This window comes from Rhizobium sp. SYY.PMSO, from assembly GCF_046840415.1.
Lineage (GTDB): Bacteria > Pseudomonadota > Alphaproteobacteria > Rhizobiales > Rhizobiaceae > Rhizobium.
Genome location: NZ_CP177349.1, coordinates 29,010 through 47,780, shown reverse-complemented (window position 1 = coordinate 47,780; position 18,771 = coordinate 29,010). Strand labels below are relative to the sequence as shown.

General features: G+C 61.9%; 18 protein-coding genes. All 18 read right to left on the bottom strand.

Features of this window, described 5'->3' with window-relative positions; genetic code table 11:
* Positions 1-66: 66 nt before the first annotated feature.
* Complete coding sequence (gene trmB, locus ACJJVH_RS00235) at positions 67-768, bottom strand: tRNA (guanine(46)-N(7))-methyltransferase TrmB (protein WP_412064504.1); 702 nt, start codon at positions 766-768, stop codon at positions 67-69.
* Complete coding sequence (metK, locus tag ACJJVH_RS00230; protein WP_112801028.1) at positions 765-2,018, bottom strand: methionine adenosyltransferase; 1,254 nt, start codon at positions 2,016-2,018, stop codon at positions 765-767. The genes trmB and metK overlap by 4 nt, the downstream gene beginning before the upstream one ends.
* Positions 2,019-2,206: 188 nt before the next feature.
* Entirely contained in the window at positions 2,207-2,626 is a 420-nt protein-coding gene (locus ACJJVH_RS00225) for a helix-turn-helix domain-containing protein (RefSeq protein WP_092715201.1), read from the bottom strand.
* Positions 2,627-2,777: 151 nt separating this feature from the next.
* On the bottom strand, positions 2,778-4,379 hold the full coding sequence (gene lnt, locus ACJJVH_RS00220; RefSeq protein WP_112801031.1) for an apolipoprotein N-acyltransferase: 1,602 nt from the start codon (positions 4,377-4,379) through the stop codon (positions 2,778-2,780).
* 179 nt (positions 4,380-4,558) lie between these two features.
* Positions 4,559-5,728: a hemolysin family protein gene (locus ACJJVH_RS00215; protein ID WP_113371993.1), complete on the bottom strand. Its 1,170-nt coding sequence runs from the start codon at positions 5,726-5,728 to the stop codon at positions 4,559-4,561.
* A 25-nt stretch (positions 5,729-5,753) separates the two neighbouring features.
* Positions 5,754-6,260, bottom strand: a complete 507-nt coding sequence (ybeY, locus tag ACJJVH_RS00210; RefSeq protein WP_112801034.1) for an rRNA maturation RNase YbeY — start codon at positions 6,258-6,260, stop codon at positions 5,754-5,756.
* A gap of 21 nt (positions 6,261-6,281) precedes the next feature.
* Positions 6,282-7,334 carry a PhoH family protein gene (locus ACJJVH_RS00205; RefSeq protein ID WP_113359301.1) on the bottom strand — a complete coding sequence of 351 codons (1,053 nt, stop codon included), beginning with the start codon at positions 7,332-7,334 and terminating at the stop codon, positions 6,282-6,284.
* Positions 7,335-7,364: 30 nt separating this feature from the next.
* A complete protein-coding gene (gene miaB / locus ACJJVH_RS00200; RefSeq protein WP_412064503.1) occupies positions 7,365-8,777 on the bottom strand; it encodes a tRNA (N6-isopentenyl adenosine(37)-C2)-methylthiotransferase MiaB in 1,413 nt (470 codons plus the stop codon).
* A 60-nt stretch (positions 8,778-8,837) separates the two neighbouring features.
* Entirely contained in the window at positions 8,838-9,635 is a 798-nt protein-coding gene (locus ACJJVH_RS00195) for a lysophospholipid acyltransferase family protein (RefSeq protein WP_412064502.1), read from the bottom strand.
* 30 nt (positions 9,636-9,665) lie between these two features.
* The gene (locus ACJJVH_RS00190; protein WP_112506292.1) at positions 9,666-10,094 is read right to left on the bottom strand and encodes a transcriptional repressor; all 429 of its coding nucleotides are present in this window, start codon (positions 10,092-10,094) and stop codon (positions 9,666-9,668) included.
* A gap of 39 nt (positions 10,095-10,133) precedes the next feature.
* Positions 10,134-10,628, bottom strand: a complete 495-nt coding sequence (locus ACJJVH_RS00185) for a GNAT family N-acetyltransferase (RefSeq protein WP_112801044.1) — start codon at positions 10,626-10,628, stop codon at positions 10,134-10,136.
* A 2-nt stretch (positions 10,629-10,630) separates the two neighbouring features.
* A complete protein-coding gene (tsaB, locus tag ACJJVH_RS00180) occupies positions 10,631-11,287 on the bottom strand; it encodes a tRNA (adenosine(37)-N6)-threonylcarbamoyltransferase complex dimerization subunit type 1 TsaB (RefSeq protein WP_412064501.1) in 657 nt (218 codons plus the stop codon).
* Positions 11,288-11,312: 25 nt separating this feature from the next.
* The gene (locus ACJJVH_RS00175) at positions 11,313-11,879 is read right to left on the bottom strand and encodes a NifU family protein (RefSeq protein ID WP_113359293.1); all 567 of its coding nucleotides are present in this window, start codon (positions 11,877-11,879) and stop codon (positions 11,313-11,315) included.
* Between the two features lie 118 nt (positions 11,880-11,997).
* Positions 11,998-12,489, bottom strand: a complete 492-nt coding sequence (locus ACJJVH_RS00170) for a universal stress protein (RefSeq protein ID WP_112801048.1) — start codon at positions 12,487-12,489, stop codon at positions 11,998-12,000.
* A gap of 75 nt (positions 12,490-12,564) precedes the next feature.
* Positions 12,565-13,629 carry a tryptophan--tRNA ligase gene (gene trpS, locus ACJJVH_RS00165; RefSeq protein ID WP_047628325.1) on the bottom strand — a complete coding sequence of 355 codons (1,065 nt, stop codon included), beginning with the start codon at positions 13,627-13,629 and terminating at the stop codon, positions 12,565-12,567.
* Positions 13,630-13,739: 110 nt separating this feature from the next.
* Complete coding sequence (locus ACJJVH_RS00160; RefSeq protein ID WP_112801050.1) at positions 13,740-14,132, bottom strand: VOC family protein; 393 nt, start codon at positions 14,130-14,132, stop codon at positions 13,740-13,742.
* Positions 14,133-14,193: 61 nt separating this feature from the next.
* Positions 14,194-15,795: a murein biosynthesis integral membrane protein MurJ gene (gene murJ, locus ACJJVH_RS00155; RefSeq protein WP_113385440.1), complete on the bottom strand. Its 1,602-nt coding sequence runs from the start codon at positions 15,793-15,795 to the stop codon at positions 14,194-14,196.
* A complete protein-coding gene (locus tag ACJJVH_RS00150) occupies positions 15,792-18,707 on the bottom strand; it encodes a [protein-PII] uridylyltransferase (protein ID WP_412064500.1) in 2,916 nt (971 codons plus the stop codon). Before ACJJVH_RS00150 ends, murJ begins: the two co-directional genes overlap by 4 nt.
* Between the last annotated feature and the right edge of the window lie 64 nt (positions 18,708-18,771).

Here is an 18,771-nt window from a genome sequence, read left to right as displayed (position 1 = left end):
CGAACGGCGGTCCAGACAGGATGATGCGATCACCGATATCTCAAATTTTCGCCCGAGAACGAACGATCAGATCTTCTTGAAGGTCAGATAGGCGGATGAGCGCCCCTCGCGCCGGGCCTTCGCCTCATAGCGCGTGCTCGGCCAGCCCTCATAGGGCGTCAGCCAGTCGGCGGCATTCCTGGCAGTCCACTCGAAGCCGCCATGGGCATGGCAGTGCTGCAGCGTCCAGTTGACATAGGTATCGATATCGGAAGCGAAGCAGAAGAGCGCGTCGGGCTTCAGGACACGATGGAAGCGGGCGAGGTTCACCTGTGACACGAAGCGGCGCTTCCAGTGCTTCTTCTTCGGCCAGGGATCGGGATAGAGCAGGTCTATCTGATCCAGGCAGCCGTCCGGCAGCCAGTCCAGCACCTGCGTCGCGTCGTCGTTATAGACACGGATATTGTGCGCGCCGGCTTCGTCGACGCGCGCAAGCAGTTTCTGCATCGAATTGACAAAGGGTTCCACGCCGATGAAGCCGGTCTTCGGCTGCTCCAGCGCCCTGTGAATCAGATGCTCGCCGCCGCCGAAACCGATTTCCAGGCGCAGACGCTCGGTCGGCACCGGAAAGAGATCGTTCAGCGGCTGCGGCGCCGGGGCGGCAAGATCGACAATGTATTGCGGCAGCAATGCTTCCAGCTTCTCAGCCTGCTGGCCGCGCAGGGCCTTGCCCTTGCGCCGGCCGAAGAATGCTTCCGTCGCCCGCGACCGGCGCTCGGTATCGATCATGCGGCTTCCCGGACCTTTACGGCTTCCTTGAGAGCCTTCACGAGATCCGTACGCTCCCAGGAGAAGGAACCGTCCCGGCCAGCCTTGCGGCCGAAATGGCCGTAGGCCGAGGTCTTGGCATAGATCGGCTTGTTGAGATCGAGGTGACGGCGAATGCCCGTCGGCGACAGGTCCATGCTCTTGCGGATGGCTGCCTCGACATCGTCCTCGCTGACGCCCCTGCCGGTGCCATGCAGATCGACATAGATCGACAGCGGCTGGGCGACGCCGATGGCGTAGGACAGCTGTATCGTGCAACGATCGGCCAGGTTGGCGGCAACGACGTTCTTGGCGAGATAGCGGGCCGCATAGGCTGCGGAACGGTCGACCTTGGTCGTGTCCTTGCCGGAGAAAGCGCCGCCGCCATGCGGGGCTGCGCCGCCGTAGGTGTCGACGATGATCTTGCGGCCGGTCAGGCCGGCGTCGCCGTCGGGACCGCCGATGACGAACTTGCCGGTGGGGTTGATGTACCACTTGCAATCGGATGCGATCTTGAGGTCGCCAAGCGCTTCGATGATATAGGGCTCGACGACGGAGCGGACCTTCTTCGAATCCCAGCTGTCATCGAGATGCTGGGTGGAAAGAACGATCGATGTCACCTCTGCCGGCTTGCCGTCGACGTAGCGAACGGTAACCTGGCTCTTGGCATCCGGGCCAAGCTTGGCGACTTCGCCTTCGCCCTTCTTGCGGGCAGCGGCAAGCAGCTGCAGGATCTTGTGGGAGTAATAGATCGGCGCAGGCATGAGATCCGGCGTTTCCTTGCAGGCGTAGCCGAACATGATGCCCTGGTCGCCGGCGCCTTCGTCACCCTGCTGGTCGGCGGCATTGTCGACGCCCTGGGCGATATCGGCGGATTGCGAGTGCAGCAGCACGTCGATGCGCGCCTTCTTCCAGTGGAAGCCGTCCTGCTCGTAGCCGATATCCTTGATGGCGCGGCGGGCGGCGGCCTTGAACTTCGAAGGATTGATGACGTCGTTGCCGTCCTTGTCCTTCTTCATCAGGCTCGGCGGCAGGCGAACTTCACCGGCGATGACGACGCGGTTGGTGGTGGCAAGAGTCTCACAAGCAATGCGCACGGACCATGGGTTTACGCCGGTCTTCGTGGCCTCGCGGTAAACCAGATCGACGATTTCATCGGAGATGCGGTCACAAACTTTATCCGGGTGACCTTCGGCAACAGACTCACTCGTAAACAGATAATTCGCGCGCATGCGGGATTCCCCTCAAAGAACAAATCTCTGCTTTTGATATTCGCCTCCGCCTAGAAAAACAAGTCGAACAAGGACATAAATATATCTTTATATCCCTGCCGCAGGGATAAAATTTTGCCGAAAATGCAGAAAAGGCGGCCAAAATGACCGCCTCTCGACTTTACCGGTTTTGTCTTGCTTGCGCGGAGCTATTCCGCATCCGCCTCGGCGGCGAGCGCTTTGACCAGCTCGACAACCTTGCGGCGGACCTTGCCATCGGAAATCTTCACGAAGGCGCGGTTGAGCTGCAGCCCTTCGGAGGAAGACAGAAAGTCGACGACGTAATTGGAGCTGGATGCCTCGGCCATGCCGCCAGCGCCCGTCGAGTGCTCACCCGGAGCATCCTCGAAGAAGAAGGAAACCGGGACGTTGAGGATGCTGGAAATATTCTGCAGGCGGCTGGCGCCAACGCGATTGGTGCCCTTTTCATATTTCTGAATCTGCTGAAACGTAATTCCGAGGCTTTCGCCGAGCTTTTCCTGGCTCATGCCAAGCATTGTGCGGCGGAGGCGTATGCGGCTACCGACATGAATGTCGATGGGGTTCGGCTTCTTTTTGTTTTCAATCATCATATTACCCTAACATAGGTTGAATTCAGGACCTGCCACCCGGTACCCTTCACCACCCCTATAACGCCACGTTGCAGCCGACGCCCCCAAGGCCTCCAGTCTACGTTCGAAAGGCGGACACGAAGCACTATGCAATTTTAGGGTTTTTTGGTCAATTCACCCTTGAAATAAAACCCATGCGTGAAATCAAAGCGATCATACCGACTGCTCCGACAATCAACCAAAAGTAAGCTTTTCTGGCGTTGTCGTCGATACGCGATACGGTTGCGCCACCTAAAGTGGTGTCTATGAAACCTTGTTGGTTATAATCGATGCCGGAAAGCACACGCCCATGCGGGTCGACGAAGGCCGAGATGCCGGTATTGGCGCTGCGAATCAGTGGCAGCCCCTGCTCCACGGCTCTCACCCTTGCCTGCAGGAAATGCTGGTAGGGCCCGGGCGTGTCGCCGAACCAGCCGTCGTTCGTGACGTTGAGGATGGCATCGGCCTGCCGGATTTCCGGCGTCATTTCGTTCGGGAAGATGATCTCGTAGCAGATCAGCGGATAGAGCTTGAGGCCATCCGGCAGGGTCAGCAATTGCCGCTTTGCGGCGGCGGAAAACCCTCCCGGCAGTTCCACGACGTTCTCGATGCCGAGATAGTCGAGGATATGCTCGAAGGGCACGTATTCGCCGAAGGGCACGAGATGGGTCTTGTCGGAGGCACCGATGATCTGGCCGCGGCCGTCGATGACATAGATGGAATTGTAGTAGCGCGGCTCGACGCCCGGTCCCATGTCTTCCACACGCACGGCGCCGGTGATGAGGATCTGGTCATCGTCGAGCTGATCGGCGATGCGGGTCAGCGCATCCCGATTGTCGGTAAGGATGAAGGGGACGGCGGTCTCGGGCCAGACGATGATATCCGGCCGCTTGCCGCCGTTTGCCGGCGGCTGAACCGAAAGCGCCAGGTGCTTGTCGAAGATGGCGGCGCGATCGGCATCGGTGTCCATCTTGGTTTCCTGGTCGATCGAGGGCTGGACGATGCGCACGACCGGCGCCGTCTTGCCGGCAATCGCCGCCGGCTCAGGCAAGTTCAGCGCGTAATAGCCATAGCCGAAATGCGCGGCGGCAATGAGAACCGCAAGGCCGATCCCCGGCACCCGGCCCTGGCGCGTGCCGAGCAATGCCGGAGCGGCGAAGACGAAGACGGCAAGCACGGTGACGCCGAGCACGCCGATCACATGCGCCGACTGCATCATCAGCGGGATGGGCATGGCGCCATAACCGACGGCGTTCCAGGGAAATCCGGTGAAGAGAAAGCTGCGCAGCCATTCAAGGATGCCGAAGCTGAAGGCAAGCGCTGCGATGCGCCCCATGCCGTCGGCCCAGAGAATGCGGGCAAGCACGGTCGCGACGCCATAAAAAACGGCCAGAAAGGCCGGGAGACCGAGGATTGCCAGAGGCAGCGCCCAGGCGAACTCATCGGCATCGATCAGCAGCGCATGGCCGAGCCACCACAGGCCGGCGACAAAATAGCCGAAACCGAACAGCCAACCGGTGAAAAAGGCCGGCCACAGGCGTCCAAGCAGGCCGCTGTCGGGACCGGCGGCAACACCGTCCAGCAGCCAGACCAGCAGCGTGAAGGAAACGAACATCGCCGCGAAAAAGCCGAAGGGCGGCAGCGCCAGAACGCCGATGGCACCGGCAAGAATCGCAAGCAACGCACGTTTGAAACCCCAGACGAGGATCACCCTGCCCGAAAGCCATTCCATGCGCCAGCTCCGTCCACCTGCGAATCAACTGGCCGCAGTCTTTCAAAAAAGCAGCGATTTGTCCCGCTGAAGTGGCGCTCGCGGCGCTTTCGCTTTTCTTCGAATCGCGAAAACGCTCTATCCTTTTGTTTTTACGCAATTCCGGACGGAAAATCGCTCTGCACTTTCCCGGAATTGCTCTAATGGCTGGCGGTGCCGGGCTTGGCGGAAGTTTCCTCGGCAATCGCATCCGGAGCTGGCAAGCCGCGCTCGGAGACGCCCGCTTCGCCGTCCGCCTTGACCGGGCGGCGGCGCGCGGCATGACGCTTGCGCGTGATGCGCACCCGCTTGATGCGGCGCGGATCGGCATCGAGAATATGGAACTCGAAGCCCGGCAGCGCCTGCACGACTTCGCCACGCACCGGAATGCGGCCGAGCGCGGAGAAGATCAGGCCGCCGAGCGTGTCCACCTCGTCCACCTGCTCGCTGATGTCGAAATCCGGGCCGATCGCGGCTGCGATCTCTTCCAGCTCGACACGAGCGTCGGCGACGAAGACATCCTCGGACACGCGCTTGAACATCACTTCTTCGTCATCATGCTCGTCGTCGATGTCACCGACGACCATTTCGACGATGTCCTCATGCGAAGCCAGGCCGTCGGTGCCACCGTATTCGTCGATGACGAGGGCCATCTGCGTGCGGTTGACCTGCATGCGGCGCAGCAGATCGGAGGCGAGCATGGATGGCGGCACGAACAGGATCTTGCGGATGATGCCGGCCTCGACCAGCGTCCTCTGCAGATCGACGCGCGAAAGGTCGAAATTCGGCTTGGCGGACCGCGTCGGCTTTTCGGGTGCGGCCGCGCCCGTTGCGGCTGCCGCCGTTTTGGCGCTGCCGCCGCGACGCTTGTTGCGCGCCTGCTTGGCGACATAGGACAGGAGGTCGCGGATATGCACCATGCCGCGCGGATCGTCCAGCGTGTCGGCATAGACCGGCATGCGCGAGCGGCCGCTCTCCTCGAACAGGATCATCAACTCGCCGATGGTGATGTTCTGGTCCACGGCTTCGATGTCGGCGCGCGGCACCATGACATCCTCGACGCGCACCTCGCGGAAGCGCAGGATGTTGTGCAGCATCGCACGCTCGTCCGCGGAAAAGGCGTCGTCGCCGGCCGCGTTGGTCATCAACGCATCGGCAAGATCCTCGCGCAACCGGGCGGAATCCTGTGCCGGGCGAAGGATGCGCGCAGCGCGTGCCCAGAATGAAGAGTGGGATCGCTTGCCGTTGCTACTACTGCCTACCTCGTCGGAGGAGGCTGCATCGGCTCCGTCTTTGGCCTCGGGGGCCGATCTCGTCGTAAAGTCGCTCATTGTTCCTGGTCAGACAGGGTTCAAATCAAATGGGGTCTTGTCCCGCATAGGGATCAGATAGGCCAAGCTCCGCCAAAATGCGAGTCTCCAGCCCCTCCATTCTTTCGGCTTCGCCATTATTCATATGGTCGTAGCCGAAGAGATGCAAGAAACCATGCACCATCAAATGCGTCAGATGCTCGTCGAAACTCTTTTCGAGTTCGGCCGCCTCGCGCTCCACCGTCTCCCTGGCGATGATGATGTCGCCAAGCATCGGGCCGGGCTTGCCGCCGGGCTGCAGCGGGAAGGCCGGGAAGGAAAGCACGTTGGTCGCCTTGTCCTGCGAGCGCCATTCCGCATTGATCTCGCGGATCGAGGCATCGTCGGTGAACACCAGCGACAACTCCGGCGCGACCTTGGGAAAAGGCTGCTTTTCTTGCTTCTTCAAATATGCGGCCGCGCTTCCCAGAACCCGTTCGGCCAGGGATTGCAGCTCCTCTTCGGAGGGCCAATCGCCCTCCTCCACGCTGATCTGTATATCGAGTTCGACCATGAGCTGCTTCGGTGCCGCGGATCAGATCTGCGGATCGCTTTCCTCGGCCTGAGGGGCATAGGCCGAGTCATAGGCCCGGACGATGCGTGCCACCAATGCATGACGCACGACGTCGGTGTCCTTGAAGCGGACGATGGAGATGCCCTCGACGCCATTCAGGAGCTGCAGCGCTTCCACCAGTCCGGACTTGACGCCGCGCGGCAAGTCGATCTGGCTCGGATCGCCCGTTATGATCATCCGCGAATTCTCGCCGAGACGGGTGAGGAACATCTTCATCTGCATGGATGTCGTGTTCTGCGCCTCGTCGAGGATGACGGCGGCGTTGGCAAGCGTGCGGCCGCGCATGAAGGCAAGCGGCGCGATCTCGATGACGCCTGCGGTGATGGCGCGCTCGACCTTGTCGCCCGGCATCATGTCATAGAGCGCATCGTAGAGCGGCCGCAGATAGGGATCGACCTTTTCCTTCATGTCGCCGGGCAGAAAGCCGAGGCGCTCGCCGGCTTCGACGGCCGGCCGCGACAGGATGATCTTTTCCACCGCGCCGCGTTCCAGAAGCTGGGCAGCGTGGGCTACGGCCAGATAGGTCTTGCCTGTGCCGGCCGGGCCGACGCCGAACACCATCTCGGAACGCTCCAGCGCCCGGATATAGGCGTCTTGCGTCGGGGTGCGGGCAATGATCGTCTTCTTGCGCGTGGAAATCTGCGCCATCGTCAACTTGGCTTTTCTCTCCATGGTCGGCAGCGTCAATTGGTCGTCGGCGGCAACCGCCATGCGGATTGCCCCTTCGACGTCGGAACGCTCTACATTGCCGCCTTTTTGCAGCTTGTCATAGAGATAATCGAGCGTGCGGCGGGCCTGATTGGTGGCAAGCACGTCACCGGTGATAATGACGGAATTGCCGCGGGCGCGCGCGTCGATGCCGAGGCGCTCTTCAAGCAGCTTCAGATTCTGATCGAATTGCCCGAAAAGTTCGCTGGCGAACCGATTATTCTCGAACGTCAGGGTGAAGTGATTGGCGTCGCTCGCGGTGCGGGGCTGGCGCGATGAAGAAGAAACCAATTCCTGTCCGTTCAAGCGGTGCGGCTCCTTTGGCCCGTCCGGAACCTAGAGCAATTCAGCAAAAAGGCTGTTAGTGCTGGTTCCGGTGATTCGTATGTTAATAATGTCACCGATTTGCGATGCTTTTGCATCAACATTCACAGATTGCAGCCAGGGAGAGCGCCCAATCAACTGGCCCGGCATCCGGCCCGGCTTTTCCAGGAGGATATCCACTGTTTTGCCCACGCAAGCCTCGGCAAAAGCATGCTGCTGCCTCAGCAACAACGCCTGCAACCGCTCCAGCCGCTCCGTCTTGACCTCTTCGGGCACCTGTTCCTTCAGCTCCGCCCCGGGCGTACCCGGCCGAGTCGAATATTTGAACGAAAAGGCCTGCGCATAATTGACCTCTTCGATCAGCTTCAATGTATCCTCAAAATCCTGGTCTGTCTCCCCCGGGAAGCCGACGATGAAATCGCCCGATAGTGCGATATCGGGACGTGCCATGCGGATCTTTCCTATGAGCGCAAGATATTCGGCGGCCGTGTGCCGCCGGTTCATCGCCTTCAGGATGCGATCCGAACCCGCCTGAACCGGCAGATGCAGATAGGGCATCAGCGTGCGCAGGTCGCGATGCGCACCGATCAGGCGTTCGTCCATGTCGCGCGGATGGCTCGTCGTGTAGCGCAGCCGCGCCAGGCCGGGAATCTCAGCCAGGCGATAAAGGAGATCGCCGAGGCTCCAGGCGGTGCCTCCGGGGCCGGTGCCATGCCACGCATTGACGTTCTGGCCGAGCAGCGTGATCTCGCGCACGCCGCCCTCCACGAGCTTTTCGGCCTCTTCGACGATCTGCGAGACGGGCCGGGATACTTCGGAGCCGCGGGTATAGGGCACGACGCAGAAGGTGCAGAACTTGTCGCAGCCTTCCTGCACCGTCAGAAACGCGGTGACGCCGCGCGCGCGAATCTTCGTCTTTTCGGCGATCGGCAGATGCTCGAACTTGTCCTCGATCGCATATTCGGTATCGACGACGCGCTGGCCTTCCTTCGCCCGGCGAAGCGCATCGGGCAGGCGGTGATAGGTCTGCGGGCCGATGACCACATCGACGGCGGGAGCCCGGCGCAGGATTTCCTCGCCCTCCGCCTGGGCAACGCAGCCGGTGACGCCGATCATCATCTCGCGGCCGTCTGCAGCCTTGCGCTTCTTCATGTCACGCAGCCGGCCGAGCGCGGAATAGACCTTTTCGGCCGCCTTCTCGCGGATATGACAGGTATTGAGCAGGACGAGATCGGCCTCTTCCATGTCTTCGGTCGGCTCATAGCCGTCGCGGGCGAGCGCATCGCTCATCCGCGTGGAATCATAGACGTTCATCTGACAGCCGTAGGTCTTGATGAAGACCTTGCGGCTGTTGGAGCCGTCGCGGGGGCCGAGCTGCAGGGCATGGGCCGCCGGGGCGTCGAGGGTCAGGCTGTCCTTGGTCATGGCCGCTATGTAGTGGCTTTTGCTTTCGGAGAAAATGAAAAAGTTGGGATCACCTGGAAATCAGGCGATCTCGCGACCGAGAAGCCGGCTGGCGAGCATCGTGCGGATGCGCCGCGCAATGGTGGCGCTGACTTCCTTGCGGTTGGTGCCGGCGCGATAATCGACGGCTTCGCCGAAGCAGACGTCGACATCGATGGCACCGCACCGGATGATGCCCTTCAGGTGCGGCACGAGTTCGATATCGCCGGGCCAGGCGGTCAGCGGGCGATAATAGCGTCCCATGGCCGTGCCGTGGACGTGGGTGTAGGCAACCGCCACCGACTGCACATGCACGACGGCATCCGGCGTCTTCGGCAAGGCCGCGGCGGCGGCACCGAAGAGCGAAGACTTGACCTCCAGCAGCCGATTGCCGTCCGAAGTGGTTCCCTCCGGAAACAGCACCATGATTTCGCCATCGGCCATGCGCTCGGCAATCTCGTTTACCTGATCGCCCGTCTTGCGCTTCTGCTCGCGCTCGACGAACACACTCTTCTGCCACTGCGCGAACAGGCCGAAGATCGGCCAGTCCTTCACCTCCGACTTGGCGATGAAGGAGACATCGGCCACTGCCGAGAGGACGAGAATATCGAGCCAGGACGAATGGTTCGAAGCCAGCATCAAGGGGCGGCTGGGCTCGAGCTTGCCGATGACATGGATACGCACGCCGAGCCAATAGCAGACGATGCGATGCCAGTAGCGCGGCAGGTATCGCCTGAGCTTCCAGTCGAAGCGCAGGCAAAGGATCTGCAGCGGCAGCATCACGGCGCTGACAATACCGATGACCACGGCGGCACAGCCGATGCGCAGCCAGGTCATCAAATCATTCGCTCCTGCATGACAGCCTTCACGTCAACCTTCGTCCTTCTTCAGCGGGATGCCGTAGAGCTCCAGCCGGTGGTCGACGAGTTTGAAGCCGTGTTCGCGGGCAATGCGCTCCTGCAGCGCCTCGATCTCCGGCGAGTGGAATTCGATCACCTCGCCGCTCTTCAGATCGATGAGGTGATCGTGATGCTCTTCCGGCACGGTCTCATAGCGGGAGCGGCCATCGCGAAAATCGTGGCGGGCAAGAAGGCCGGCGTCCTCGAACAGCTTGACGGTGCGATAGACCGTGGAAATCGAGATTTTCGCGTCCACCTGCACGGAGCGGCGATAAAGCTCCTCGACATCCGGGTGATCGCCGGAGCTCTCGATGATGCGCGCGATGATCCGGCGCTGCTCCGTCATGCGCATGCCGCGCTCGGCGCAGAGCTCCTCAAGGGATTTTACGGCATCATCCATCGATTGCTGTCTTCGGTCTATTTGGACTGTGACAACGGACTAGCGAAGAACGCGGCGCATGACAAGCGCCGTCGACTTCGTGCCGTCGTCGCCGACATAATAGGCCTTGCGCTCGCCGACCGTTTCGAAGCCGAGCTTTCGGTAGAGGCCGAGCGCGGGCTGATTGCCGCCGTCCACCTCGAGAAACATGGTCTCGCCGCCACGATGGCGGGTTTCGCGCAGCGCCGCCTGCATCAGCCTCCAGCCGAGGCCGGTGCGCCCTAGCCTGGCATTGACGGCAATGGTCAGGATTTCGCCCTCGCCCGCCACATGCCGCGCCAGCACGAAGCCGGGAAGCGCTTTCCTCAGGATGGCATTGGTCTGGCGGGCGACGAAGCCGAATGTCGTTTCCTGCGAGAGGAGGCCCTGAAATTCGGTCTCGTCCCAGATCCGCGGGAACCGCTCGCCGTGCAGGATGGCCACTTCGGCACAATCCTTGAGCTCCATCGGGACGATTTCGTATTCGGCTTTCAAGGTCAGATAGGATTCGAGCATGTCTATTGCCTGGCGACTGCGTATCCGGCCTGCGGTCTGGCATCGGGTCCGCGAAGATAAAGCGGCTTCGGCCTTTCGCCGGCAGGCTTGCCGGCGCCCAGCCGGGCGACGATGGCAATCGGAAATGCGTCTGGCCGCTCCGCCGGCGGCGCGTCGCCGAGCCGGGCGACCGCCGTTCCGGTAACGATGCCGTCGAAGCCGGCAGCGATCGCCCGCGCTTCGCCGATCGTCACGGCCCGAGCCTCGTCCAGCGGGTTGCCGTCGGCATCGAAGCTCTGGAGATAGATCTCCTCGCGCTTGGCGTCGATGGCAGCCATAACCGACTTGCCCGGATTCTGCGCTCTGGCAGTCGCGGCCATGACCTCGAGGGTCGTGACGCCGACTGCCGGAACGTTGAGGGAGAGTGCAAACCCCCGCGCGGCGGCGACGCCGATGCGGATGCCGGTGAAGGAACCGGGGCCGACGGTCACGACGACACGTTCCACCGCCGAAAGCGCTACATCGGCTTTCGCCAGTGCTTCGTCGACAACGTGCATCAGATGCTCGGCATGTCCCCGTCCGATCGTTTCCGTGACCTCCCCCATCACAGAATCACTACCGCTATCATACACAGCGGCAGCGCAATCCACACCTGCCGTGTCGAGCGCCAAGACGATCATATCAATTTTTCCGAAACGCCAGAATTCAGACGGCTTCGACTTCCTGCACTTCCGGGACGAAATGGCGCAGCAGGTTCTGCACGCCATGCTTCAGCGTTGCCGTGGAAGACGGGCAGCCGGCGCAGGATCCCTTCATGTTGAGGTAGACCTTGCCGTCGCGGAAGCCGCGGAAGGTGATGTCGCCGCCATCCTGGGCAACGGCCGGGCGCACGCGCGTTTCCAGCAGTTCCTTGATGGTCAGCACGATCGACTCGTCACCCTCGTCGAAGAACTCGCCGCCGGCATCCTGCACTTCGGAAGACACCGAAGAGGAGCCCATGACCGGCTTGCCGGACATGAAATGCTCCATGATGGAACCGAGGATGGCCGGCTTCAGGTGCTGCCATTCCTGATTTTCCTTGGAAACGGAGATGAAGTCGTAGCCGAAATAGACACCGGTCACGCCGGGAACCTCGAAGAGGCGGGCAGCCAGCGGCGAAGCCTCGGCTTCCTCGGCACTGCGGAACTCGGCCGTGCCGCTTTCCATCACCACCTTGCCCGGCAGGAACTTGAGGGTCGCGGGGTTCGGTGTCGCTTCGGTCTGAATGAACATCTTGATCTCCATGCGGCGAGCGAAACGCCCGGTCCCGACTTTAGAATATTTCAAAAGAAAATAGGCCTTTTGGCCATTCTATTCAAGAGAGTGTTTCTCAAGAAATAGCATGCGCCGATCAGCTCAGCGCATCGATTTCCTCGTTGCTCAACGTATCCGGAAGCACCGTGACCGGGATCGGAAAGGCTGCCGCGCGCCCGGCGATCGACGAGACAAGCGGGCCCGGGCCCTCCTTTGCGGAGCCGGCGGCAAGCACGAGCAGCGCGATATCCCGGTCGTCCTCGATCACGGCGTTGATCTGCTCGGCAGCCGATCCCTCGCGGATAACGATCTCAGGGTCGATGCCGATATTTTCGCGGACGGCCTGCGCCGCCTTTGCCGTCGCCGCCTCGGCCTCCTCGCGCGCTTCCGCGCGCATGATTTCCTCGACGCCAAGCCATTGCTGGAAATCGCCTTCGGGAATCACATAGAGCAGCACGAGGCCGCCATTGGAATTCTTGGCGCGCCGGCCGGCATAGTGAACGGCGCGCTGGCATTCTGGTGTGCCGTCGATGACCGCCATGAACTTGCGGCGATGACCTTCGAGCCGTGAGAGACGTGTTGATACCATAAGGCGACTCTGACACCCGAAGACGGCGTTTTGCAAGCCCCCGATTTCAACCGGGAGGCCTGCATGACGACATCGTCAATAGAGAAAGCCGATAATGTCGCGGACCTGCTTCATGGTGACGTCGGCGCGGGCACGGGCACGGGCGCTGCCATCGCGCAGAACGGCGTCGATGTGACCGGGATCGGCCATCAGGCGGCGCATTTCCGTGGTGATCGGCGAGAGCACATGCACGGCGAGATCGACCAGCGCGGGCTTGAAGACGGAGAACTGCTGACCGCCGAATTCGGACAGGACATCCGCCTTCGACTTGTCGGCAAGCGCCGCATAGATGCCGACCAGGTTGTCGGCTTCCGGCCGGCCTGCGAGACCGGCGATTTCGCTCGGCAAGCCATCCGGATCGGTCTTCGCCTTGCGGATCTTCTTCGAGATGTTTTCCTCGTCGTCGAGCAGGTTGATGCGCGACAGGTCCGAAGCGTCGGATTTCGACATCTTCTTGGTGCCGTCACGCAGCGACATGACGCGCGGCGCCGGACCGTCGATCAGCGGCTCGACCATCGGGAAATAGGCATGCACCGGCTCGTCGCCGACGGTGATGTCGATGCCGTAACCCGTGCGGCGGATATGCTCCATGTAGTCCAGATTGAACTTCATGGCGATATCGCGGGTCAGCTCCAGATGCTGCTTCTGGTCGTCGCCGACCGGAACATGCGTGGCGCGATAAAGCAGGATGTCGGCGGCCATCAGGCTCGGATAGGCGTAGAGCCCGAGCGAGGCCTGCTCCCGATCCTTGCCGGCCTTGTCCTTGAACTGCGTCATGCGGTTCATCCAGCCGATGCGGGCGACGCAGTTGAAGATCCAGGCAAGCTCGGCATGCCCCGGCACGGCCGACTGGTTGAAGACGATATGCTTTTCCGGGTCGATGCCGGCGGCAAGGAAGGCCGCGGTGATCGAGCGCGTCTGGTTCGGCATGTCCTCATGCACGAGCTGCGCCGTCAGCGCATGCATGTCGACGACGCAATAAATGCAGTCGTTGTTGGCCTGCAGGGCGACGAACTTGCGGATCGCGCCGAGATAGTTGCCGAGGTGGAGATTGCCGGTCGGCTGAACGCCGGAGAATACGAGCGGCTTGAATTCGGTCATGTCGTCCTCAAAAGGCTTGTGGAGGGCCCGGGTGAGCGGCGCTCGACCCTTGGTTCGAGCGGCTTATGCACGCGGTATCGACGGGGATCAAGAGGCTATGTGACAGACACTCAGGAAGAATGCTGGATCAGGTCCCAGGTGTTGCCATAGGGATCGGCGAAGACCGCCACCGTGCCGTAGACCTCATGACGCGGCTCCTCCCGGAACATGACGCCCCTGGCCAGCATCGCGGCATGATCGCGGGCAAAATCATCGGTCTTGAGGAAGAAGCCGACGCGGCCGCCGGTCTGGTTGCCGATCGCGGCGCGCTGGCCGTCGCTGGCGGCCTGGGCCAGCAGGAGCGCGGCACCTTCCCCGCCTTTCGGCCTGACGACGACCCAGCGCTTGCCCTCCGGCTGCACCTCGTCCTGCAGGCAATCGAAGCCGAGGCTATCGCAGTAGAAGGCCTTGGCGCGATCGTAGTCATCGACGACGAGGGCGACGAGGAAGAGGGATTGAGACATGCAGGGCTCCACTTCTGGCAAAGTCGTGCCCTCGCCCCGCTTGCGGGGAGAAGGTGCTTTGTTACTCCCCGTTCGCCACCTCGGCATCTGGAGCAGCCGCGGCCCGCTTGCGCTTCAAATTGCGGCGTACCATGCCCAAATCCACGCCGCCGATCAGGAAGGCCACAATGAAATAAACCGCCATCGCAATCAATATGAGCAAGCCCAGGACGCCGGTCTTGGTGAGCAGCGTCGAGCTGGACCCCAGAAGCGGCTCCCACCGATGAGACAAATACACGATGACGCCGCCCATGACGGCGGAGGAGACGAGCAGCATGACGGTGCGGCGCACCAGCGACCATTCCCAGGCGAGATGTCCGCGGCGATAGAGCGTGACGAAGAGCTGTACAGCGTTCAGCCAGCCGGCAACCGCCTCGGCGAGCGCAATGCCGCGTTCGGCCAGCACCGGGAAAAGCAGGATGGACAGCGCCGAATTGACGGCGACGGCAACCGCCGTGTAGCGCATCGGCGATTTCGTATCTTCGCGGGCATAAAAGCCGGGCTGCAAGGCCTTGATCAGCACGAAAGCCGGCAGGCCCAGGCCGAAGATGGCGAGGATGGAGCCGACCAGCGCCGTATTGTTCGGATTAAAGGCGCCGCGCTCGTAAAGCACGCGGATGATATCGTCCGAGAGCAGCCACAGCGCGACAGCGGCCGGCAGCGTCAGGAACAGCACGAATTCGATCGAGCGGTTCTGGATATTGGCGGCTTCCTTGATATGGCCCGACTTCAGCGAACGCGCCAGTTCCGGCAGAAGCACGATTCCGACCGCGACGCCGACGACGCCCAGCGGCAACTGGTAGATACGGTCTGCATATTGCAGGGCGGCGATCGCGCCTTCCTTGCCCGAGGCAATCGCCTGGCCGATCACCAGATTGATCTGAGTGACGCCGCCGGTGATGGCTGCCGGGATAGCAAGAAGCAGCAGCCGCTTGACATTGGGCGTGAAGCGCGGAAAGCGCAGGCCGATATTGATGCCGGCATGACGCACGCCGATATAGACGACGGCCAGCTGCAGCACGCCCGCCACCAGCACCGACCAGGACAGATACCACGCGGTGCTCAGCGGATCGGCGCCGTAGTAGATCGCGTAGAACAGCGCGCTGATCATTACCAGGTTCAGGAAGATCGGAGCCACGGCGGCGGCGAAGAAATGATGCAGCGAATTCAGCATGCCGCTCATCATCGCCGTCAGCGACATCGACATAAGGTAGGGGAACATCACGGCGGCCAACCGGACCGTCAGGTCGAATTTCTCGGCATCGTCGGCAAAGCCGGGCGCGATGACCCAACGCACCAGGAGCGGCATGGCCAGTTCCATGACGATGGTGATCAGCAGCAGGACCGAGAAGAGAACGCCGAACACTTCCTCCGAGAAGCGCTTGGCGCCGTCGATGCCGTTCGCCTCGATCTCCTTGGCGAAGAGCGGCACGAAAGCAGCATTGAAGGCACCCTCGGCAAACAGGCGACGAAAGAGGTTCGGAAAGCGGAAGGCGGCGTAGAAGACGTCGGCCATCGGCCCGGTGCCGAGAGCGGCTGCCATCAGCGTTTCGCGGGCAAAGCCGAAGATGCGGCTGCCGAGCGTCGCACCACCGACCGTGATGAATTTCTTGACTAGGCTCATGCGGCGGAACCGGCTTTCTTCTCAGTGTCTGACTTTTCGACCGCGACGCCGCGCGTGGCGGCGGGCGCGATGATGCCCGAGGGCATGCGCTCGCGCATTTCATCCTCCTCGCCTGCCATGACGGCCTTCAGGCGTGCGGTGATATAGGCTCGTCTGTTCTCGTTGGAAATCTTCTGGCCCACCAGATCGGCGACATAGAAGGTATCGATGACCTTTTCGCCGAAGGTGGTGATGCGCGCCGACTGGATGTCGAGCGACAGGTCCGAAAGAACGGCCGTTATTTCCGACAGCAGGCCGGTGCGGTCGAGGCATTCGACCTCGATCACCGTGAACTTGTTGGAAAGGCTGTTGGAGATGATAACCGAGGGCGGGATGACGAAAGCCTTGTTCTTGCGGCGGTTCTTCGTCCGCGTCGCGATGACCTCCGGCAGCCGCTTGCGGCCGGCCAGAACGTCCTCGATCATCTTGCCGATGGTGCCGGCACGGCGCAGCTCATCGGCATCGTCTGCGAATTCGCGACTGACATGGATGGTATCGAGCGCCCGGCCGTCCGATGTCGTGAAGATCTGCGCATCGGCGATATTGGCGCCCGCGGCCGCGCAAGCGCCGGCGATCACGGTCAAAAGACGCGGATGGTCAGGCGAAAGCACGGTGATTTCTGTGATGGCGTGGAAACTGTCGGTGCGGACCATGGTCGCAAGAACCTTGCCCGCCTTGTCGGTCTGGCGAATGAACTTCGTATGGCGGATCTGGTCTTCCAGCGGCACGGAAAGGAGATAGGGCTGGTAGTGCAGCTTGACATAGGTGCTGCGGTCCTTCTCGCTCCAGTCGGAAAGCGCCTCGTCGAGCGCCTGCGCGGCCGCCTCGGCGCGCTCCTTGCGGGACACTTCGGAGAAACCGCCGGCCAGCAGCAGCTCGGTCTCGTAATAGAGCGTGCGCAGCAGCTGCCCTTTCCAGCCGTTCCAGACACCCGGGCCGACGGCGCGGATGTCGCAGACGGTCAGGATCAGCAGCATCTTCAGCCGGTCGAGCGACTGCACCCGATCGGCAAAATCGATGATGGTCTTGCGGTCGGTCAGGTCACGCGTCTGTGCGACCATCGACATGGTCAGATGCTCGGCGATCAGCCAGACCACAAGCTCCGTCTGCTTCGGCGAAAGGCCGAAGCGTGGGCAGAGCTTGCGCGCCACCTTGGCACCGGCTTCCGAGTGGTCCTCCTCCCGGCCCTTGGCGATATCGTGCAGGAGCACCGCGACATACAGCGCGTCGCGATCCTCGATGCCGGGCATCAGCTTGTTGGTGAGCGGATGGATATCCTCGGCCTTGCCCTTGTCGATCTCCGACAACACCTCGACGGCGCGGATCAGATGCTCGTCCACCGTGTAGTGGTGATACATGTTGAACTGCATCATGGAGACGATCTTGCCGAATTCCGGGATGAAGCGGCCGAGCACGCCGGCCTCGTTCATGCGGCGCAGGATCAGCGCCGGATCGCGCTTCGAGGTCAGGATCGCGAGGAAGAGGCGGTTCGCCTCCTCGTTCTCGCGCAGGTCGTTGTCGATCAGGTTCAGCGAGCGGGTGACGCGCTTCAAGGCATCGGGGTGGAATTCGAGGCCGTTGATGTCGGCGACGAAGAACAGCCTGATGAGGCTGACCGGATCGCGTTTGAACACGTCGGGATTGGCAAGCGCGATGCGGCCGCGATCCTCGACCAACTCGACGGTGCCGGCGATCTTGCGCGAACGATTGGCGAAGCGGCTGATGACGCCGGTGAGCCCCGGCGTGGCTTTGGCCTGCTGGTCCTCAAGGGCTGCGCAGAGGATGCGGGTGAGATCGCCGACATCCTTGGCCACGAGGAAATAGTGTTTCATGAAGCGTTCGACCGCCGAAAGGCCCGGCCGCGCGTGATAGCCGAGCGCCTCGGCGATATCGCGCTGGATATCGAAGGAAAGCCGCTCCTCCGCCTTGCCGGTCAGGAAATGCATGTGGCAGCGCACGGCCCAGAGAAAATCCTCGGCCTTCAGGAAGAGGCGATATTCCTGCTTAGACAGCACGCCGAGCTTCACCAGTTCGGCGGGATCGCGGACGTGATAGTAGTATTTCGAAATCCAGAACAGCGTGTGCAGGTCGCGCAGGCCGCCCTTGCCCTCCTTGACGTTGGGCTCGACCAGATAGCGGGTATCGCCAGCCTTGCGATGGCGCTCGTCGCGCTCGGCAAGCTTGGCGGCGATGAATTCCGGGCCGGTATTGGTGACGATTTCCTTGTCGAAGCGCGCCTGCAGTTCGCGCGCCAACGGCGCGTTGCCGCAGATGTAGCGGGTTTCGAGAACGGCGGTGCGCACCGTCATGTCCGACTTGGCCTGCTGGATGCATTCCTCGACCGTGCGGGTGGCGTGGCCGACCTTGAAGCCCATATCCCAGAGCATATAGAGGATGAATTCCACCGCCTTGTGCGTCTCGCTCGCCGGCTTCGGCTGGAAGAGGAAGAGGAGATCGATGTCGGAGCCAGGCGCGAGCGTATCGCGGCCATAGCCGCCGACGGCGGTGATGGAAAAGACGCCCGCCTGCTTCGGATAGACATGGCGGACGGTGAAATCGTAGAGGACGGTGATGATCTGGTCCTGCAGCCAGGAAATCCGGTGGGCGCAATCGAGCCCGCCGCCCTGTGCGACCAGCAGCCGGCGCGCCTCTTCGCGTCCCTCCTGGCTTGCCTTCTTCAAGAGCGCAAGCAGAGCGGACCTTTCCTCGTTCTTGTCCAGTCCGCGCTTGGCGAGGGCTTCGCATTCCGCCCTCAGCGCGGATACGTCGAGAATGGTCGAAAAATCGATGTGTTGCGTTTCCATGCTCTGCCGATCGGCTTTCTCTTCGCTGACCGCGGCCCGTTGCCGGCGCGCCTGTCTTTTCGTCTGCATGCGCTATAGCCTCTTTGACGGGCGATTGACACAGGCATCTACGCCCGGAATCCGCCGCGCCAGT

Coding starts and splice junctions, on each gene's coding strand:
- trmB (WP_412064504.1), bottom strand. CDS start 768: ATGATCGATACCGAGCGCCGGTCGCGGGCGACGGAAGCATTCTTCGGC.
- metK (WP_112801028.1), bottom strand. CDS start 2,018: ATGCGCGCGAATTATCTGTTTACGAGTGAGTCTGTTGCCGAAGGTCAC.
- ACJJVH_RS00225 (WP_092715201.1), bottom strand. CDS start 2,626: ATGATTGAAAACAAAAAGAAGCCGAACCCCATCGACATTCATGTCGGT.
- lnt (WP_112801031.1), bottom strand. CDS start 4,379: ATGGAATGGCTTTCGGGCAGGGTGATCCTCGTCTGGGGTTTCAAACGT.
- ACJJVH_RS00215 (WP_113371993.1), bottom strand. CDS start 5,728: ATGAGCGACTTTACGACGAGATCGGCCCCCGAGGCCAAAGACGGAGCC.
- ybeY (WP_112801034.1), bottom strand. CDS start 6,260: ATGGTCGAACTCGATATACAGATCAGCGTGGAGGAGGGCGATTGGCCC.
- miaB (WP_412064503.1), bottom strand. CDS start 8,777: ATGACCAAGGACAGCCTGACCCTCGACGCCCCGGCGGCCCATGCCCTG.
- ACJJVH_RS00190 (WP_112506292.1), bottom strand. CDS start 10,094: ATGGATGATGCCGTAAAATCCCTTGAGGAGCTCTGCGCCGAGCGCGGC.
- ACJJVH_RS00185 (WP_112801044.1), bottom strand. CDS start 10,628: ATGCTCGAATCCTATCTGACCTTGAAAGCCGAATACGAAATCGTCCCG.
- tsaB (WP_412064501.1), bottom strand. CDS start 11,287: ATGATCGTCTTGGCGCTCGACACGGCAGGTGTGGATTGCGCTGCCGCT.
- ACJJVH_RS00175 (WP_113359293.1), bottom strand. CDS start 11,879: ATGTTCATTCAGACCGAAGCGACACCGAACCCCGCGACCCTCAAGTTC.
- ACJJVH_RS00170 (WP_112801048.1), bottom strand. CDS start 12,489: ATGGTATCAACACGTCTCTCACGGCTCGAAGGTCATCGCCGCAAGTTC.
- trpS (WP_047628325.1), bottom strand. CDS start 13,629: ATGACCGAATTCAAGCCGCTCGTATTCTCCGGCGTTCAGCCGACCGGC.
- ACJJVH_RS00160 (WP_112801050.1), bottom strand. CDS start 14,132: ATGTCTCAATCCCTCTTCCTCGTCGCCCTCGTCGTCGATGACTACGAT.
- murJ (WP_113385440.1), bottom strand. CDS start 15,795: ATGAGCCTAGTCAAGAAATTCATCACGGTCGGTGGTGCGACGCTCGGC.
- ACJJVH_RS00150 (WP_412064500.1), bottom strand. CDS start 18,707: ATGCAGACGAAAAGACAGGCGCGCCGGCAACGGGCCGCGGTCAGCGAA.